The following is a 15620-nucleotide window of genomic DNA, read 5'->3' as shown; positions in this document are numbered from 1 at the left end:
GGTAAGCGCTGTCTTCAGGCCACGTCTTTGAGCGCAACCGGCTGCGCATATGCCCAGGGGATGAGATCGTCGAGTTTGCTGGCGAGATGGCCATTGACGATCTTCGCGAGGACATCGCTCAGGTAAGCCTGCGGGTCGACGCCATTGAGTTTGCAGGTCTCGATGAGCGAGGCGACGATCGCCCAATTCTCTGCCCCGCCGTCTGAGCCAGCGAAGAGCGCATTCTTGCGATTGAGCGCGATTGGGCGGATCGCGCGCTCGACGATATTGGAGTCGATCTCGATGCGCCCGTCATCGAGGAAGCGCGTCAGACCGTCCCAGCGCGACAGGGCATAGCGGATCGCTTCGGCAAGTTTCGTCTTTTGGCTGATGAGCGCGAGCTTTTCACGCAGCCATGGCTCGAGGACGTCCAGGATGGCGCGGGATTTTTCCTGCCGCGCCGCGCGCCGGTCACCTTGGTTCTGACCCCTGATGTCGCTCTCGATGGCGTAGAGGGCGCCAATGCGCGCCAGCGCCTCGCTGGCGATCGGCGCGGGCCCCGCTGCGGCCAGCTCGTAAAAGCGCCGGCGGACATGCGACCAACAGAAGGCGAGTGACACGCTGTTCTTCTGCGCCAGCGCCCGATAGCCGGCGTAGCCATCAACTTGGACGATGCCCGCGAAGCCGGCGAGATGGGCGAGCGGCTGCTCGGATTTGCGGTTTTGCGCATAGACATAGACGGCGAGTGGCGGATCGGCGCCGCCCCAGGGCCGATCGTCTCTTGCGTAAGCCCAGAGTTGACCGGTCTTGGTGCGCCCCCGTCCGGGGTCGAGCACCGGCGCCCTCGTCTCGTCGGCGAAGATTTTCGTGGAGGACCTGATGTGTTCCAGGAGGCGCTCGTGCAGGGGCCGCAAATGCCAAGCGGCTCGTCCGACCCAGTCGGCGAGCGTCGAACGATCGAGCGCAATCCTCTGCCGGGCGTAGATCTGGGCCTGGCGATAGAGAGGAAGGTGGTCGGCATATTTGGAAACGAGCACATGGGCGACCGTCGCCTCGGTCGGCAGGCCGCCCTCGATCAGCCGCGCCGGAGCAGGCGCCTGCACCACCGCGCCCTCGCAGGCCCGGCAGGCGTATTTGGGTCGGCGCGTCACGAGCACCCGGAACTGCGCCGGAACGACATCGAGCCGCTCGGAAACATCTTCGCCGATCTAGTGCAGCAGGCCCTTGCAGCAGGGGCAGGCCTTGTCCTCGATATCGACGACGCTCTCGACGCGCGGGAGATGTCCGGGCAATGCGCCCCGGTTCGTGCGGCGCTTTCTGGCCGCCTTCTCACGCTCAGGGGCAGAGCTGGCTTCTACTTCCGCGGCCGCGACGGCTTCCGTCTGCTCGACCTCTTCGAGCGCGAGCAGCATCTGGTCTTCGGGGAGCGTCTCGGCGCGACGCCCAAATCGATGGCGCTGCATCTCCTTGATGATTTGAACGAGGCGCTCGTTGCGCGCCCGCTCGGCGAGAAGCATCGCCTTCAGCTCGTTGGGGTCGTCGGGAAGTTTCTCGATCGCCTGCGCCATGTGGGCAGAAGACCATATTTCACGCCGGCTTTCGACGATCTTAGTCGCCCTGATTCACTGTGTCGCGGCTCATCCCGACAATGCCGGCGCCGGCGTCTCTTTCGCGCATTGGACGCGCCGCCAATCGAGCCCCTCGAGCAGCGCCGAAAATTGCGTCGCGGAAAGCCGCATCGTTCCGTCTTCGATCTTCGGCCAGCGAAACTCGCCATCCTCGAGCCGCTTGGCGAAGAGACAGACGCCTGTGCCGTCCCAGTAGACCAACTTGATCCGATCCGCGCGCTTGGCTCGGAAAACGTAGATGGCCCCGTCGAAAGGGTCCGCTCCTATCGTTTCACGCACCAGGGCGGCGAGACCTTCGGCGCCCTTGCGAAAGTCCACGGGCTTCGTCGCCACCATTACACGCACCGCGCCAGTCGGGCCGATCATGGCCGGGACTTCAATGCGTCGATAATGGCCGTAACCATGCCGAGATCGGCGTCGCGCCAGATCCAGACGCTCGCGCCATCGACGTCGAGTTCGATCACATGCGGCCGGGCGGTAATCGCCTTGCTCTCCGCCGGTAGCACCGTATGCCCTCGCGGCTCAACAACTACCGGCGCGAAGGGAACCCCATCGGAAGCCGCTGCCTTTTGGCGTGCTTCGCGCCGCCAGGTGAACAATTGCTGCGGGGTCAATCCCCGACGCCGCGCAATCTGCGAGACAACTACGCCGGGCCGAAACGATTCCTCCGCCGCTTCCGCCTTCTCGTCATCCGACCATCGGCGCCGGCGTTCCCCGCCGCCCATGATGACTTCAATGCGCTGGACAGCCTCGCCCTTAGGGTCAAGCGGATGATCATATGTGGACGGCCCCCTGACAAGCACTCTTTTCGCTTTGAACGATTTGGTCGGCTGCGGTCATATGTCCGGCCTGTTAATGCGGGACTTATCCCCGCTGGCCCTGATGAGGTCCGACAACCAAGATCCCTTTCAAGTCTTCGAGCTTTGTGCTCCTGTCATCCCGCGGGTTGTTCTTGGTTTTCGGTCACGACCGTGTCGCTCATCACGCCTCAGTGCGCTTGCCAAACTCGAGCTTAGCAGAGGTATGCTTTTCTGCTTTGCTCAGCATCTCGTGTAAAGTTCTGTTCGGAAACATTCGCCGGTCTTCATAATTGCCCAAATCGTTCGTGCAAGCTTGTTCGCCAGCGCTACGGTGACAAGTCGCGCAGGTTTCTTCAATCGCAGCGCCACGATCCATTCGGCAAGCCCGCCCTTGTGTTGGCCAGCTCGACGCAACAACGATGTTGCCGACAAAACCAGCAGCTTTCTCATATGGCGGTTGCCTTGTTTGGTTATACCCCCAAGCGTCTGTTTCCCGCCGCTTGAGTTCTGTCGCGGCGTGAGGCCAAGCCAGGCGGCGAAGTCACGTGCCGATTTGAACGCCCCCGGATCGGGCACAGAGGCCGTGATCATTGAAGCAATGAGTTTGCCGATGCCCGGCACGCCGTCGAGCAAGCGACTTGTTTCGCTTTGCGAATGGAGTCCAGCGATTTCCTTATCCAACGCGTTGATTGCCTTTTCGATACCATCAAGCGTCTGCGCCAGAACCTTTACCGTTGCCTTGAGCGCGGCAGGAAGCGACGTGTCTTCAGCCTCGGCGAGCAACTCCTCTACGCGTCCGACGCCTTTGGCGACGACGACGCCGAACTCCGCGAGATGGCCACGAAGGGCGTTGACGCTCATCGTTTGCTGTTTCACCAGTAGCTCCCGGGCCTTGTGCAGCGCCAAAGCAGCCTGCTGCTCGGCGCTCTTGATGGGCACGAAGCGCATATCGGGGCGCGACATCGCCTCGCAGATTGCTTCCGCGTCAACTGCGTCATTCTTGCCCCGCTTGACGTATGGCTTGGTGTACGACGGCGCGATCAACACCACCTTATGGCCCATCGCCGCGAGTTCACGTGCCCAGTAATGCGCTGAGCCGCAGGCCTCCATGCCGATTTGAGACGGATCAGTGTTTGCAAAGAACTCGCGCATTTTTGACCGCGTCAGTTTGCGCTTGACGGCGGGTTCGCCTTCTGCCGATAAGGCGTGCACTTGAAAATAGTTTTTGGCTAGATCGACGCCAATTCTTGCAAATTTTTGCATGGCGGTTTCCCTGGTTACGCCCTGTTCAACGATGCTTCGACAGTTTGATGCCGTTGGAGCGAGGCCGTCCACATCATCAAGTCTGGACACAAGTCTTACCTCCTGCAGGGATAAGACTCGCAGCTGTCGCTCCCGTTTTGAAGGTGAGGTCAGGACATCGCTTACTGTTGAGCGCTGGAAGCCAGCGCTTGAACGTGAAGCGGTCTTTGCCTGAATACGTCCGATTTTCGGTTTCATTTGAGACTCGGATCGTTATCTAGTCTCAAATGAAACCGAAAAAAACGCGCCGGATACCCTTTAGTCTCACTTTGAAACCGAAATCGACATATGCGATCCATTTTTCGTTGACTAAAATTTGTTTCGGGCCTCGCAACGAGTACGAGGATCGTTTAGGAACAGGCCCACCGTCGTTCGGCCGCCGCCATTTGCTTCGCCTTGAAATCATCATTACGCGCTGAGAGCATCCCTCCCCAAATTCATCTAAGGGCAGCCCTGGGAGAGGCCGTAGGGGCGAGCCCGAGCCAGCGGCTGGCTTCAGGCGCAAGCCTCCGCAGCGCTTGTTCCGCGAGCAATACAAAGACAAGCGACAAGCCGAGTGTTGGCAGCAATATTCCGAGGATGACGACAAGGCCGATGACGAAGGATGCAAGCCTCGGCCCGTTTGCAAGCGCAGGAGGAGCGCCGAGCGCCCCCTGTGGCCTGCGTCGCCACCACATCAGCGCCGAAGTTACGACGAGGGTCAGGTAGCCGATCGCCGTCAACAATCCGAGCAATTGATTGACCCAGCCGAACAGTTGCCCTTCATGCGCGGCCACGCCGACGCCAACAATGCGATCGATCAGAGCGCGATCTGAAAATCGCTCCTCTTTTACCTGTTCAAAACTGGTCGGATCGAATTCCAGCGTGGTCCGCAGCGGGCGATTCTGAGAGTCCAGATCGAAGCCACCCATCGGCAGCGAGTAGAGAGCGTTCGTCACATTGTCGACGCCGAGGTCGTGATGCTCTTTCCGAGCGAGTGTGCGTTAGGGGAATTGGCAGAGGCCGCGTTCCACGCCTCGCCCATTGTCGAACGAGGCCGTTCTTCTCCCGATGCGCGCTTCGTCCTGAAACCAGATTTTAATGGGCGTGTGCGGCGGCAAATGAGCCACATGTGCGCTCAGTGTCGCTTCGAAGTCTTTTTTATGGCTTCGACGACCCTCTCGTCTTGCGCCGGATGGCGCGGCCGCGCGCTGATGTCGGAGAAGCCAGTTCTTCAAAAGCGTTCCGACATAGCGCTCGTGAAAGTCGATCTCATTTTGAGTACGATAAGGCCAGGAAAGAACTCCGCCGCGCGCGTAACTGCCTCCCGTCGGAACGGGAAGCGAACGCCATAGTGCTCAGTGGTGCATGCCGCCCATGCTGCCACCCTGGCCCATTCCTCCGTGTCCCATACCGCCCATTCCCATTCCGCCCATTCCCATGCCTCCATGACCCATTCCGCCCTTGCCGCCACGACCCATTTCCCCGCGGCCCTTGCCGCCGTCGCCATCGTGCTGCATGCCGCCCATGCCGCCTCCGCCCATTGACATCCCGACCTTCATAACGCGCGTCAGCGTCTCGTTCGCCGCCTTTTTTTGTTCATCAGTTAGGACGTTGTACAAAGGCTCCAGCGCGGCTTTCTGGGCGCGTACGATTTCAAGGTGGTCCGCCATGTGCGTCTCCATCATCGAGAGCTTGCCAGGAACGCCCTGTTTCGCATCCATCTGATGCTCACCAGCTAAAGTGCATTTCGCTGACGCCTTCTGAGCGACTGCTCGCCAAGCATCGGCGAAGGCGTTCCACTGCGGTGTCTGTTGCTCGGTGATTTTCAGTTCGGTTTTGAGATAAGCGAGCCCCGCGTCGAGATGCTCCGTGAAGCCGCACATCATCTCTTTCATCATTCCGCCGCCGTGGCCCTTGCCGTCCATTCCACCCATTCCATCCCTGCCGCTACCACGGCCCATGCCGTCCATGCCGCCATGACGTATGTCGCCGTGGTCCATGGCGCCTCGACCCGTGTCGCCTTGCTGTGACTGAGCGGGGCCAGGCGGTGGCGCTGCTGTTTGAGCTTGGATGGCGGCGGGCGCACTCGCGATGAACAAGACCGCAGCGGCGCTTCTGATTATTGTCTTGAAGTTTTCACTGTGTTTCATCAAACTATTCCTCTTTCAAGCTTCGTTGCGCTCCGCGCCTTCGCCTGTGCCAGTTTGCTAGCTGAGCTGCGATTTCTTAAATATGTAACCTGCGGCTCAACCACAATGTTTCCGGCAAGGTCTGCGACGATCGACCACGGCTTCCGTAGCCAACGCCCCACGGCCGGGTTTCCCGGCCGGAGGGAATCTGCATCCTTTCGCGGGACTTCTGAGATCTTTGGCGCGGAGCCGCCTGTGGCGATAAGGACCCCTGCGTGCACGAGTCGGCCGTGCTCGCGCGCGGGCGGGCTTTAAGCGCGATGGTTGGCTGAATTGCAGCGTGGGGTCCGTGTCCGGCGTGCCAGCCAACGAACGCCGAGCATGCTGTGTTATATTATAACATTTTGCGCCCGGACGCCTCTTCTTGCGCGGTCAAGCGTGACGAGGTGATGGGCGATCTGCTCGAAGACAATCTCTCGACCGCGTCGCTCGACATGTCGACGCTGAAATGGTCGAACCCGCAGCATGGCGGCGGCTGCGCGGCGGGCCATTTCATCAAGTGGCACACGATCAAGAACCAGGAAGACAGCGTCGCGCAAGACGTGGCGCGCATCCGCTCGCATCCGCTCGTCCCGAAATATATCCCGATCTACGGCTACATCTACGACGTGAAGACCGGCAAGCTCGTGCACGTGCCGAAGGCGACCGAGATCGGCCGCGCGGCGTAAAGAACAAGTAGAGCCGCGAGCCTACCCTCTCTCCGTTTGCGGGGAGAGGGGAAGGTGAGGGGCCGGGGCAAGAGAGGGTCGCTTTACGCCGAAACCGCGCCGCCACGCGCGCGCCAGCCGGCGGTGCCAGCGGCGTAATGGCGCACATCCGTGCGCCGGCCGCCATGGCCTGCTCCAGCGCCTTGGCGGAACGCCCGCCCGCTTGGCAAATGAGGACGCACTGGCCCCGCGGCATTTTCGAAAACCTCGTGCTCGATCGTGGGCGCCCCGTCTTCGTGGAAAATTACAATCATCGCCGGCCGAACTAGAGCCTGAACAACCTCACGGCAGCAGACGTCTATTTTGGACGAGGTAAGCAGATCTTGGAAAAGAGTCGCTCGCAGCACCAACTGAAAGACGCATAATTTAACCGTAGCCAAGCGAGCCAGAGCCTCCACAATGCGCCCCTCCGCGTTCGTGAAGATCAACTACGTTAGACACAATTGAAAGATTTGCTGTCACCTTGCAATATTACTCCGATCCCGCTCGGGAAACGTCTGAAAAGAGCACTTGCCTGCTGCGCCGTCCCACATATTTGCGCCCATAGCCATGCCCGACATGGGGATTTCCGAAAGTCAGAGCCGAGATATCGCTGCCTATCTTTCGACTTAAGAGTAGGTAGCGCGGCCTTGGTGTCGCATCAGCGGAGAATGGCGCTCGGGGTCCAATTAGCGAGTCAAGCAGGCAAGCGCTCGAGGAAAATTCGACTAGCATCCACCAGCAGATCACGTAGCCACTTATGAGCTTGATCCCTTTCGTAGCGGGGATGCCAGAGCATCATGAGTTCATACTGTGGTAGGTCGAGCGGTACAGGAAGAATTTTGAGCGGCGCGAGCTGCACGAATCTTTCTGCCATCCTTTTGGGTAGACAGAGCAACAAGTCCGTCTTCTCGAGCACCCATGGCGCCGCCAGAAAATTCGGCAGGACGAGGGAGGCGTCGCGACGCAGTCCCTGTTTGGCGAGACAATCGTCGACGAGCCCCGTCCCGGCTTCTCGCCATGTTATCAGAATGTGTTTGCATTCCAGAAATCTCGCCAATGTGATCTCGTTCCCCGGAACCGCGGCGTCGCTACGCCGCGTGAGGCAAACGATGCTCTCCGACATCAGCTGCTGCGAACAAAGATGAGCCGTGCTGCCGAACATGGCATTGTAGCCGATGGCGAGGTCGATGCTTTCCTTCTCCATCGCGATATGCGGCGCTCCGGCGATCGGCTGGCGAACATGCAGCTCGATGTCAGGCGCGACGCGCGACATCGTTTCCGCAATCCCCGGCAGCAGGGTGACGGCGACGTAATCGCTCGTCGCGATCACGAAGCGCCGCCGGCTCGTGGCGGGATCGAAGGCCGGCGGCGGCTCGACGATCCTCTCGATCTCGCGCAGCACCGCGGCCGTCGGCTCCAGCAAGGCCAGCGCCCGCGCTGTCGGCTCCATGCCGGCGTGGGATTTCACGAGAATAGGATCGTCGAGCTTGCAGCGCAGCCTGCGCAGGATGTGACTCATCGCCGGCTGGCTGACGCACAGCTTCTCGGCCGCGCGTGACACGCTCCTCTCCTCAACCAGCGCCTTGAGCGCGAGCAGGAGGTTGAGGTCGAAAGACCTGAGATTGGTCAATGGGCGGCCTCTTTGAATAGGCGACCGGCGCGCCGGCGCGCCGTTGCGAACCTCATATTCTCTAGGGCTTTAATTCCTTGAATGCGCCCATGCATTTTTAGAATTTTACCGTGCCGGCGGCAGCCGATAAAGCTGCAGGGCCTCGTTCGCCAGAAAAAGATCGAAGAAGACTCGTTCGGGAGGGCGCGCAGAGGCCTATCTCCACGAGACCGGCGGGCGGCGCAAGCTTCGAAGAAAAGTCGAGGAGGATCGCCATGTCCGTCAATGTGCCGCCAGACCGCCCGCAGATCGACCCGCATCCGCTCAGCCCATATGTCGCATGGGCCGGGAACCGCAACCGCGATCCAATCCTGACCGTATTCAAGGAGATTTTCCCGAAAAGCGGAGTGGTGCTGGAGCTTGCGAGCGGCGCCGGCAACCATGTCAATTATTTCGCTCCGCATTTTCCGAGCCTGTCGTTCCAGCCCTCCGACTATGACGGCGAGGTATTCGAGACGATCAAGAAAAAGCGCGCGGAAGCCGGCAATTCCAACGTGTTTGACCCAATCAAAATCGATTTGACTGCGCCCGGAACCTGGCCCTCGGCGAGCGACCGGCTCTATGACGCGATCTTCGTCGTGAACCTGTTTCAGGTTGCGCCCGTGTCGATTTGCGACGGCATTGCGCAAGTCGCCGACCGCGTGCTGACAAAGGACGGCTTCGTCGCCATTTACGGCCCGTTCAAGGTCGACGGCGATTATACGACCGAGTCAAATGCCGCCTTCGATCAGGAGATTCTGGCGCCCAAGGTCGCAGAATGGGGTCTCAAGGATGTCCGCGACCTCGAACGCGCCGCCAACACCCACAAGATCGCGCTCAAGCGAATAGTGGACATGCCGGCCAATAACTTCATGCTCCTTTTCGGGCGCGCGTGACGCGGCCGAGAGGAGACGAAGCATGGCGCAGGCGAAGACCGACCACGTAGGCGCGGCGATCGTGATCGGCGTCGGCCCCGAAACGGGTCTCGGCGCCGCTCTGGCGCGCCGTTTCGCCCGGGAAGGGCTGCGGGTGACGATCGCGGGCCGGACGCCCGAGCGCTTAGAGCGCGTCGCGGCCGAGATCAGGGCAGCGGGGGGATCGGTCTCGGTTAAAGCCGCCGACGCGACGAGCGCCGAAGACGTCGCGGCGCTCTTCGACGAGGCCGAGCGCGACCGTGCGCTCGAGCTTGTCGCCTACAATGTCGGCGCCAATGTCCCGGCGCCGGCGCTCGAGACCACGCCGGAACTCTTCGAGCGCCTTTGGCGGCAGAACGCCTTCGGGGGCTTCATCGTCGGCGTGGAGGCAGTGCGGCGCCTCGCGGCGCGGGGCGGGGGCACGCTCGTCTTCACGGGGGCGACGGCCTCGCTGCGCGCGCGCCCGCCGTTCCTGGCTTTCGCCGCCGCCAAGGCGGCGCTCCGGGCGACGGCGCAAGGGCTGGCGCGCGAATTTGGTCCCAAAGGCGTCCACGTCGCCCATGTCGTTGTCGACGGCGTGATCGCAGGCGAATATGCGGCGACGAATTTTGCGGAATACGCCCGCTCGAAAGGCGCCGACGGGGTTCTCGCCGTCGATGACGTCGCCGAGGTCTATTGGGCGCTGCATCGCCAGAAGCGCAGCGCCTGGACGCATGAAATAGATCTGAGGCCCTTCAAGGAGCCCTTCTGAATGCGATTCGCGCGGGAGTGCTGAAAAATGACGACGAAATGGCGCCTTGTCGGCGACTATCTCGAAAATTGCAGTTGCGACGTCGTTTGCCCCTGTCTCGTCTCCACCAAGGCGATGATGGCGGAGCCGACGCAGGGCGTTTGCTACAATATCCTCGCTTTTCATATTGACACGGGAAATTATGGCGAGGTCGCGCTCGACGGACTGAACGTCGCGCTGGCGGCTCACGCGCCGGGTCCGATGGCCGAAGGCGACTGGTCTCTCGCCGTCTATATCGACGAGCGCGCGACGCCGGAACAGACGGACGCGCTCTGCGCCATTTTCGGTGGCGCCGAGGGCGGGCCGATGTCGGCCTTCGCGCCGCTCGTCAGCACGCATCTGGGGATGAAGAAGGCGCAAATCCTTTACCGGATCGACGGCAAGTCGCGCTCGGTCGAGATACCGGGCGTTCTCGCGGTCGCGGTCGATCCGCTCGCGAGCATGCATCCGAGCGGGGAAATCTGGGGCATGACCGGACATCCGCTCGCGCCGGAGAAGATCGCCTTCGGTATTGGCCGCGAGGGCAACCGCTTCAACGACCATGGCGTCGACTGGAACAATTCGGGGCGTAACGGTCATTATGCGCCGATCGAGTGGTCGAACTGAAAGGCGGCGCAGGCGGCATGGAGCAGACCCGCACAGACCCGATCGCATTTCAACGGAATGTGATCCTCGCCTTGCTGATCGGCCTGTCGGCGGCGGCCTGGGCGCTGATGATATGGCACGGCGCGGGTCACGACGCGCATATGCGGATGGCTTCGCCAACCATGGGCCTCGGCGCGCCGGCCTTCGTCCTGGCCTGGCTGGCGATGACCGTCGCCATGATGTTTCCCACCGCCGCGCCGATGGCGCTTACCTTCCACAGGCTCCAGGCCGCGCGGCGCAGGCGGGAGCAGGCCTTCGTCTCCACATGGACCTTTCTCGCAGGCTATCTGCTCGTCTGGGTGGCTTCTGGCGCCGTCGCCTATCTCGGCGCGGTCGCCGCAGAGAGCGCGGCGCAGCGTCTCGAACTTTCGGCGCAGGCCACGGCGCGGATCGGCGGCGCCGTTCTCATCGCCGCAGGGCTCTATCAGCTCACGCCGCTCAAGGACCTTTGCCTCACCAAGTGCCGCTCGCCGCTGACTTTCATCATGACCTCCTGGCGGGAAGGAACCTTCGGCGCGCTGCAAATGGGCGCCATCCATGGCGCCTGGTGCGTGGGCTGCTGCTGGTTGCTGTGCGCTGTGATGTTTCCGCTCGGCATGATGAATGTCGCCGCGCTGGCGAGCATAACACTCATCGTTTTCGTCGAGAAAACCCTGCCGTGGGGCGCTTGGATCGCACAGGCCGCCGGCGTCCTCCTCCTTGCCTATGGGTTCCTCGTTATGATGTCGCCGACGACGGTGCAGATCTTCCAAAGCTGAGCACGCCGGTGGAGGGACCGGTCGTCGGATCTGACGCTACTCTGCCGCATTCCGCAAAAATTTTGTCGAGTGATCGATCAATTAATGAAAAAGAAGGTGACCTGATCCTGCATGCGGCCGCTCTTTGTTCCAGTTCACGCCTTTCTAATTTAGCTGCTACAAATAAACGGCTCGGACCTCAGAACACATAAAGAACCGACAATGACAAAATGAGCGCATGACCGCTACTCCGCGCCGAGACATCCGGGGAACGGCTCTTGAGCCCCATTCGCTTTCGTGGCGCCCGCTCTCGCGCATCGTCGGTTTTGCCGAGCTCGACATGCGATCCCCAAGATGGCCAAGAAGAAATTCGCGAGACCGCCCGCGTATTTGATGAGGCGTAACGACGGCCCATCAAAAAGTCCATGACTGATCGGATTGCTGGGTATCGCTCGCCGATCGAGCCTTTGATTTCCTCATCGCTGCGCCATAATGCGCGGCCAGTCCAAAACAGATCAGAAGGATCGCCGCGGCGACGGAAAGCGGTCGCAGGACGACGCCCGCGCAGGCGATCCCCATGGTCGCGACAAGGAACAAGACGGCGGCGGCGAGCAGCAGCGGCCTCGGGCGGCTCCTTTTAGAAAACTCCTGCCGCAGCCAGCCGACCACCACCGCGCCGGCCGACAGGCTCAGAGAGACGCCGGCAAACTCCAGGAGCGACCTCAGGCCGGCGCTCGAAATGATGACGAGGCATATCGCCGTCTGCGCCAGGACGGCCATGCGCGGATGCTCTCCCTGGAGGCGACCGAAAACGGCCGGCAGCGCGCCGTCGCGCGCCATTTGCGCATAGACGCGCGGCCCGCTCAACAGCATGGATGAGGCGGAGGTCAGCAGCGCGAGGGCGATGAGGGAGCTGAGCGCCTGCTCGGCGCGTGGGCCGCCGAAGGCCCGCGCGGCGACCGCTCCGGATTCCGCGACGCCGGAGAGCGCCGAAGGCGGCGCGCTGAAAAGGATCACAGCGCTGACGCCGAGATAGAGCGCCGTGACCAGCAGCGTCCCCGAATAGAGGGCGCGTCGGACGGCGCCGCCGCCGCCCTCCACCTCGCCCGTGACGTAAACGGCCGCATTCCAGCCGGAATAGGCGTAGGTAATCCAGACTAGCGCGCCGCCGAGCGCCAGAATCGAGAAGGGCGCCGCCTCCGAGGGCGCCTCCGGGAAGGACCCGTCGCCGGTATGCACGGCGCCGAAGCCGATGAAAATCAGGATCGCGACGATCTTGATGAGCACCGCGGCGTTCTGGAAACGCACCCCCGCTCGCGGCGCGAAAGCGTGCATGAGCCCAAGGACCAGCGTCAGGGCGGTCGCGATCCAGGGCAGAGCCAGCTCAAGCGAAAATGCCCTGGCTATATAAAGCTGAGCCCCGAGCGCCGCGGCCGCGATCGGAGAGGAAAAGCCGGCGACGAGCGAAATCCAGCCGGCGACCGTTCCAAGAGCGGGATGCAGGGTCTGTCGCAGGAATTCGTATTCGCCGCCCGATCTCGGAAAGCGCATCGCCAGGTCGGCATAGATCGCCACGCCGGCAAGGGCGTAAATTCCCCCAAGTAGCCACGCCAGCAGGACCCGCTCCGGCGACCCCAGGTCCGCGAGCGCGAAGCCCGAGGTCGTGAAGACCCCAGTTCCAATGGTGTTGGCCACGACCAGCGCGACTGCGCCACGATAATCAAGAAGACGTGAACCTGGCGCGCGCGCGTCCGTCATTGCCCGCTCTGTTTGAAGACTGCAAGAACCGGCGCGTCGCGACGGCGGGCAATCCAAATCGTCACGCGCCTCGCCTGGGCTTAGGCGCCGCTTTTCTTGAAGACCGCAAAATACTGCCGCGGCAGGAAGTCCTGCGTCTCGACCAGCGTATATCCTGCCGACTTCAGTTCCTCGGTCGTCGTCTCGATGGAGACGCGATGCTCCTTCGGCGGGCCCTCGGGGCTGTCCATGCGGAAGTCGACGATCACGAGCTTTCCTCCGGGCTTCAGGGACGACTGCAGCATTTTGAAATAATCGACGCGATTTCCGATGTGGTGATAGGTGTCAACGAGCAGGATCACGTCAACCGGCTCGGGCAAATTGGCGGTATCCGGCGCGGCCTGGACCGGCGTGACATTGCTCAGTCCTTCCCTCTTCGCGCGTTCGCCGAGATAACGCACCATATCTTTCTCAACATCCGCCGCAAAGACCTTGCCCTGCGGCGCTCGCTTGGCGATGCGCACCGAGAAATAGCCCGTGCCGGCTCCGATGTCGGCGACCGAAGCGTTCGCCGGAAGCTTCAAAGCGTCGAGAAGCTGATCAGGCTTCTGCCATTCGTCGCGCTCGGGTTTGTCGAATTGCTTGGCCCATTTTTCGGCGTCCTCGAAGCGATGGTGATAGGCGCCGTCGCCGCTCATACCCTTGTGATCGCCCATCTTGTGGCCAGCGCCATGCTCCATCATCTTCGCAGGCGGCGAGTCCGCTGGAACCTGGGCAATGGCCGAAAAACCGCCCAAAAGCAGGGCGGCGGCGACGCCGGCAGTTATGTTCTTCATTCCCTTTGCCTCCTTCATGTGAAAACCCGCGCATCCTAGTAATCGATTGATTTCTCCTCAAATTCAACGGTTGCACCCAATCGGCGGATTCTTGCAGAATACGCACTGCGCGGCCTGTTCACACCCCTTGCGGCAATTAGTCAAGGCGTAGCGTTGAAGCCGAGCGCCATGAAAGGCCGCAGGACGATCCGGCGGCCTTTCCATCCTTAGTTGAAGGTGAGTTGCGCCTGCGTCACGAGGCGGTCGAACCATGCCGTCGGCTCGTAGCAGTAACCGTTCGTCGCGACGGGGGCCTCCCGGCAGAGCGGCGACTGATCGCTCCAGTCGAAGCCCGACGACGCCATACAGGACACGATATATTTGCCGATGACGCCGGATCGGCTGCGCCGCGCGTCGGGATAGGCGCTCTCCCCCTCCAGTTCACAACGTGAGGTTTGCGCCATCTGGCCTTTCAGGAAGGCAGTATTGCTGCTTCCCGTGAAATGCACGCCGATGCCCAGCACGAACATCGATGCGGCGACAGCAAAGACGCTGCCTTGCGCAAGCCACGAGCGGTTGTCCATCAGGACAAGATTGCTGCGCATGAAGCCGACGCCCCCCACAACAACCATGACAAATCCCAGCATGAACAACACGACCATCACCAAAGCGGATAATTCCGGAGTCATTTTCTATCTCCAAGCGGGGGTAAAATCGGCGCTGAGTAAAAACCCGCGCCTTTTCGTCCATCTCCGATCGGGACATCGACCTGAGGTTGGAGAGATCATTTCACCCGCCTGCGCCGAGATATGTGACTTTGTCCTTGGAATGCGCTTTATGGAGATAATTTAATGCAAGCCCGCGTGTGACAAAATCACAAGTCTCGCGAGTCGGCGGCTCCACGTAAAGGAAAGCCTCTCATGGATATCTTCGACGCTATCCACTCCCGTCATTCGACGCGGGAATATCTCGCCGAGGCGCCTTCCGACGCCATCATCGCCAGCCTTCTGGACGCGGCGATACGGGCGCCCTGCGCGGTCAATCGCCAGCCCTGGCGCTTCACCGTCGTGACGAACCGTCCCTGGCTCGACGACGTCTCTGAGCGCGCCAAGGCCTACATGACGCAGACGCGGCCACTCGATCTTCCGCAGACTCTCTACGAAAAGCTCGCGGACCCGCAATTCCACGTCTTCTATCATGCGCCCGTGCTGATCGTGATCTCCGCCGATCAGCAGGGCCCCTGGATCGAAGCCGATTGCGCCTCAGCCGCGCAAAATCTCATGCTCGCCGCCCACGCCAAAGGTCTTGGCTCCTGCTGGATCGGCCTATCCCAACCTTTTCTCGCCACGGCGGAAGGACACGAGGCCTTGCAAATACCCGCAAGCGATCATCCGATCGCCCCCATCGTCGTCGGCGCGCCCCGCAGTGAATCCCCGCCGTCGCCGCGCAAGCCGGTCGCCGTGAACTGGGTGCGATGAAGCACGCGTTGTCCCAAGCATGCGAGCCTCATTTCACATCTTTTTTGCGCTCCGGATCGAGCTCAAGCCACGTGGCGTTGAGGATGGCGAAGGCCGAGGCCCAAAACCAGACGAAATACCACATGCGAGCCCGGCCGTGGCCACAATGCCCGCGACCGCCAAGGCGCTCGCGATGAGAGTGAGCTTTTTTCTTGGCGCGGAGGGAAACAATGACAGCCGCGACCGCGCAACCCGCGAGACCGAGGACGGGAGCGGCTGCGGAGCATGGATGCGATCATCGTTCCGCA

General features: G+C 61.6%; 15 protein-coding genes and 2 pseudogenes. 6 read left to right on the top strand and 11 right to left on the bottom strand.

The features are described 5' to 3' along the window. Window positions 1-14: 14 nt before the first annotated feature. The 7 genes and pseudogenes from tnpC to RVU70_RS19075 form a co-directional block, all read right to left on the bottom strand. Window positions 15-1547, bottom strand: a pseudogene (gene tnpC / locus RVU70_RS19105) (IS66 family transposase). A 69-nt stretch (window positions 1548-1616) separates the two neighbouring features. Then, entirely contained in the window at window positions 1617-1973 is a 357-nt protein-coding gene (gene tnpB, locus RVU70_RS19100; protein ID WP_363351831.1) for an IS66 family insertion sequence element accessory protein TnpB, read from the bottom strand. Next, window positions 1970-2332 (bottom strand): IS66-like element accessory protein TnpA, encoded by a 363-nt coding sequence (gene tnpA / locus RVU70_RS19095; RefSeq protein ID WP_363351829.1) that lies wholly within the window; start codon window positions 2330-2332, stop codon window positions 1970-1972. The genes tnpB and tnpA overlap by 4 nt, the downstream gene beginning before the upstream one ends. A 315-nt stretch (window positions 2333-2647) precedes the next feature. Next, window positions 2648-3670 (bottom strand): IS110 family transposase, encoded by a 1023-nt coding sequence (locus RVU70_RS19090; RefSeq protein WP_363351899.1) that lies wholly within the window; start codon window positions 3668-3670, stop codon window positions 2648-2650. Window positions 3671-4146: 476 nt separating this feature from the next. Then, window positions 4147-4647: a PepSY domain-containing protein gene (locus RVU70_RS19085; RefSeq protein WP_363351827.1), complete on the bottom strand. Its 501-nt coding sequence runs from the start codon at window positions 4645-4647 to the stop codon at window positions 4147-4149. A gap of 61 nt (window positions 4648-4708) precedes the next feature. Next, a pseudogene (locus RVU70_RS19080) lies at window positions 4709-5025 on the bottom strand (winged helix-turn-helix domain-containing protein); the annotation flags it as partial. A gap of 21 nt (window positions 5026-5046) precedes the next feature. After that, entirely contained in the window at window positions 5047-5691 is a 645-nt protein-coding gene (locus RVU70_RS19075; protein ID WP_363351825.1) for a Spy/CpxP family protein refolding chaperone, read from the bottom strand. Window positions 5692-6206: 515 nt separating this feature from the next. On the opposite strand from RVU70_RS19075, the gene RVU70_RS19070 reads away from it, so the two are divergent. After that, window positions 6207-6548: a carbonic anhydrase gene (locus RVU70_RS19070; protein ID WP_363351823.1), complete on the top strand. Its 342-nt coding sequence runs from the start codon at window positions 6207-6209 to the stop codon at window positions 6546-6548. 715 nt (window positions 6549-7263) lie between these two features. Here RVU70_RS19070 and RVU70_RS19065 read toward each other — a convergent pair. Then, window positions 7264-8199 (bottom strand): LysR family transcriptional regulator, encoded by a 936-nt coding sequence (locus tag RVU70_RS19065; RefSeq protein WP_363351821.1) that lies wholly within the window; start codon window positions 8197-8199, stop codon window positions 7264-7266. A gap of 254 nt (window positions 8200-8453) precedes the next feature. Here RVU70_RS19065 and RVU70_RS19060 point away from each other — a divergent pair, with 254 nt between their 5' ends. The 4 genes from RVU70_RS19060 to RVU70_RS19045 are packed head-to-tail and all read left to right on the top strand — an operon-like array spanning window position 8454 to window position 11324. Beyond that, window positions 8454-9113, top strand: a complete 660-nt coding sequence (locus RVU70_RS19060; protein ID WP_363351819.1) for a DUF938 domain-containing protein — start codon at window positions 8454-8456, stop codon at window positions 9111-9113. 22 nt (window positions 9114-9135) lie between these two features. After that, on the top strand, window positions 9136-9882 hold the full coding sequence (locus tag RVU70_RS19055; protein ID WP_363351817.1) for an SDR family NAD(P)-dependent oxidoreductase: 747 nt from the start codon (window positions 9136-9138) through the stop codon (window positions 9880-9882). Window positions 9883-9909: 27 nt separating this feature from the next. Continuing rightward, window positions 9910-10527, top strand: coding sequence for a DUF1326 domain-containing protein (locus RVU70_RS19050; RefSeq protein ID WP_363351815.1), 618 nt, complete (start codon window positions 9910-9912; stop codon window positions 10525-10527). Further along, window positions 10515-11324 carry a DUF2182 domain-containing protein gene (locus tag RVU70_RS19045; protein ID WP_363351813.1) on the top strand — a complete coding sequence of 270 codons (810 nt, stop codon included), beginning with the start codon at window positions 10515-10517 and terminating at the stop codon, window positions 11322-11324. Before RVU70_RS19050 ends, RVU70_RS19045 begins: the two co-directional genes overlap by 13 nt. A 393-nt stretch (window positions 11325-11717) precedes the next feature. Here the strand turns inward: RVU70_RS19045 and RVU70_RS19040 are convergent, their stop codons facing one another. The 3 genes from RVU70_RS19040 to RVU70_RS19030 form a co-directional block, all read right to left on the bottom strand. Beyond that, complete coding sequence (locus tag RVU70_RS19040; RefSeq protein ID WP_363351811.1) at window positions 11718-13061, bottom strand: amino acid permease; 1344 nt, start codon at window positions 13059-13061, stop codon at window positions 11718-11720. Window positions 13062-13141: 80 nt separating this feature from the next. Further along, window positions 13142-13876 (bottom strand): class I SAM-dependent methyltransferase, encoded by a 735-nt coding sequence (locus RVU70_RS19035; protein WP_363351809.1) that lies wholly within the window; start codon window positions 13874-13876, stop codon window positions 13142-13144. 206 nt (window positions 13877-14082) lie between these two features. Continuing rightward, the gene (locus RVU70_RS19030; protein ID WP_363351807.1) at window positions 14083-14544 is read right to left on the bottom strand and encodes a hypothetical protein; all 462 of its coding nucleotides are present in this window, start codon (window positions 14542-14544) and stop codon (window positions 14083-14085) included. 231 nt (window positions 14545-14775) lie between these two features. On the opposite strand from RVU70_RS19030, the gene RVU70_RS19025 reads away from it, so the two are divergent. Further along, entirely contained in the window at window positions 14776-15333 is a 558-nt protein-coding gene (locus tag RVU70_RS19025) for a nitroreductase (protein WP_363351805.1), read from the top strand. Window positions 15334-15620: the final 287 nt, after the last annotated feature.

Origin of the sequence: Methylocystis echinoides, assembly GCF_040687965.1 — a bacterium.
GTDB lineage: Bacteria > Pseudomonadota > Alphaproteobacteria > Rhizobiales > Beijerinckiaceae > Methylocystis > Methylocystis echinoides_A.
This window is presented reverse-complemented; position numbering and strand designations above follow the sequence as displayed.

What these genes read in the sequence shown, in the direction of transcription:
- RVU70_RS19025 (WP_363351805.1), top strand. Translation starts at nt 14,776, where the DNA reads ATGGATATCTTCGACGCTATCCACTCCCGTCATTCGACGCGGGAATAT.
- tnpB (WP_363351831.1), bottom strand. Translation starts at nt 1,973, where the DNA reads ATGATCGGCCCGACTGGCGCGGTGCGTGTAATGGTGGCGACGAAGCCC.
- RVU70_RS19050 (WP_363351815.1), top strand. Translation starts at nt 9,910, where the DNA reads ATGACGACGAAATGGCGCCTTGTCGGCGACTATCTCGAAAATTGCAGT.
- RVU70_RS19060 (WP_363351819.1), top strand. Translation starts at nt 8,454, where the DNA reads ATGTCCGTCAATGTGCCGCCAGACCGCCCGCAGATCGACCCGCATCCG.
- RVU70_RS19055 (WP_363351817.1), top strand. Translation starts at nt 9,136, where the DNA reads ATGGCGCAGGCGAAGACCGACCACGTAGGCGCGGCGATCGTGATCGGC.
- RVU70_RS19035 (WP_363351809.1), bottom strand. Translation starts at nt 13,876, where the DNA reads ATGAAGAACATAACTGCCGGCGTCGCCGCCGCCCTGCTTTTGGGCGGT.
- RVU70_RS19030 (WP_363351807.1), bottom strand. Translation starts at nt 14,544, where the DNA reads ATGACTCCGGAATTATCCGCTTTGGTGATGGTCGTGTTGTTCATGCTG.
- RVU70_RS19075 (WP_363351825.1), bottom strand. Translation starts at nt 5,691, where the DNA reads ATGGACCACGGCGACATACGTCATGGCGGCATGGACGGCATGGGCCGT.
- RVU70_RS19040 (WP_363351811.1), bottom strand. Translation starts at nt 13,061, where the DNA reads ATGACGGACGCGCGCGCGCCAGGTTCACGTCTTCTTGATTATCGTGGC.
- RVU70_RS19090 (WP_363351899.1), bottom strand. Translation starts at nt 3,670, where the DNA reads ATGCAAAAATTTGCAAGAATTGGCGTCGATCTAGCCAAAAACTATTTT.
- tnpA (WP_363351829.1), bottom strand. Translation starts at nt 2,332, where the DNA reads ATGGGCGGCGGGGAACGCCGGCGCCGATGGTCGGATGACGAGAAGGCG.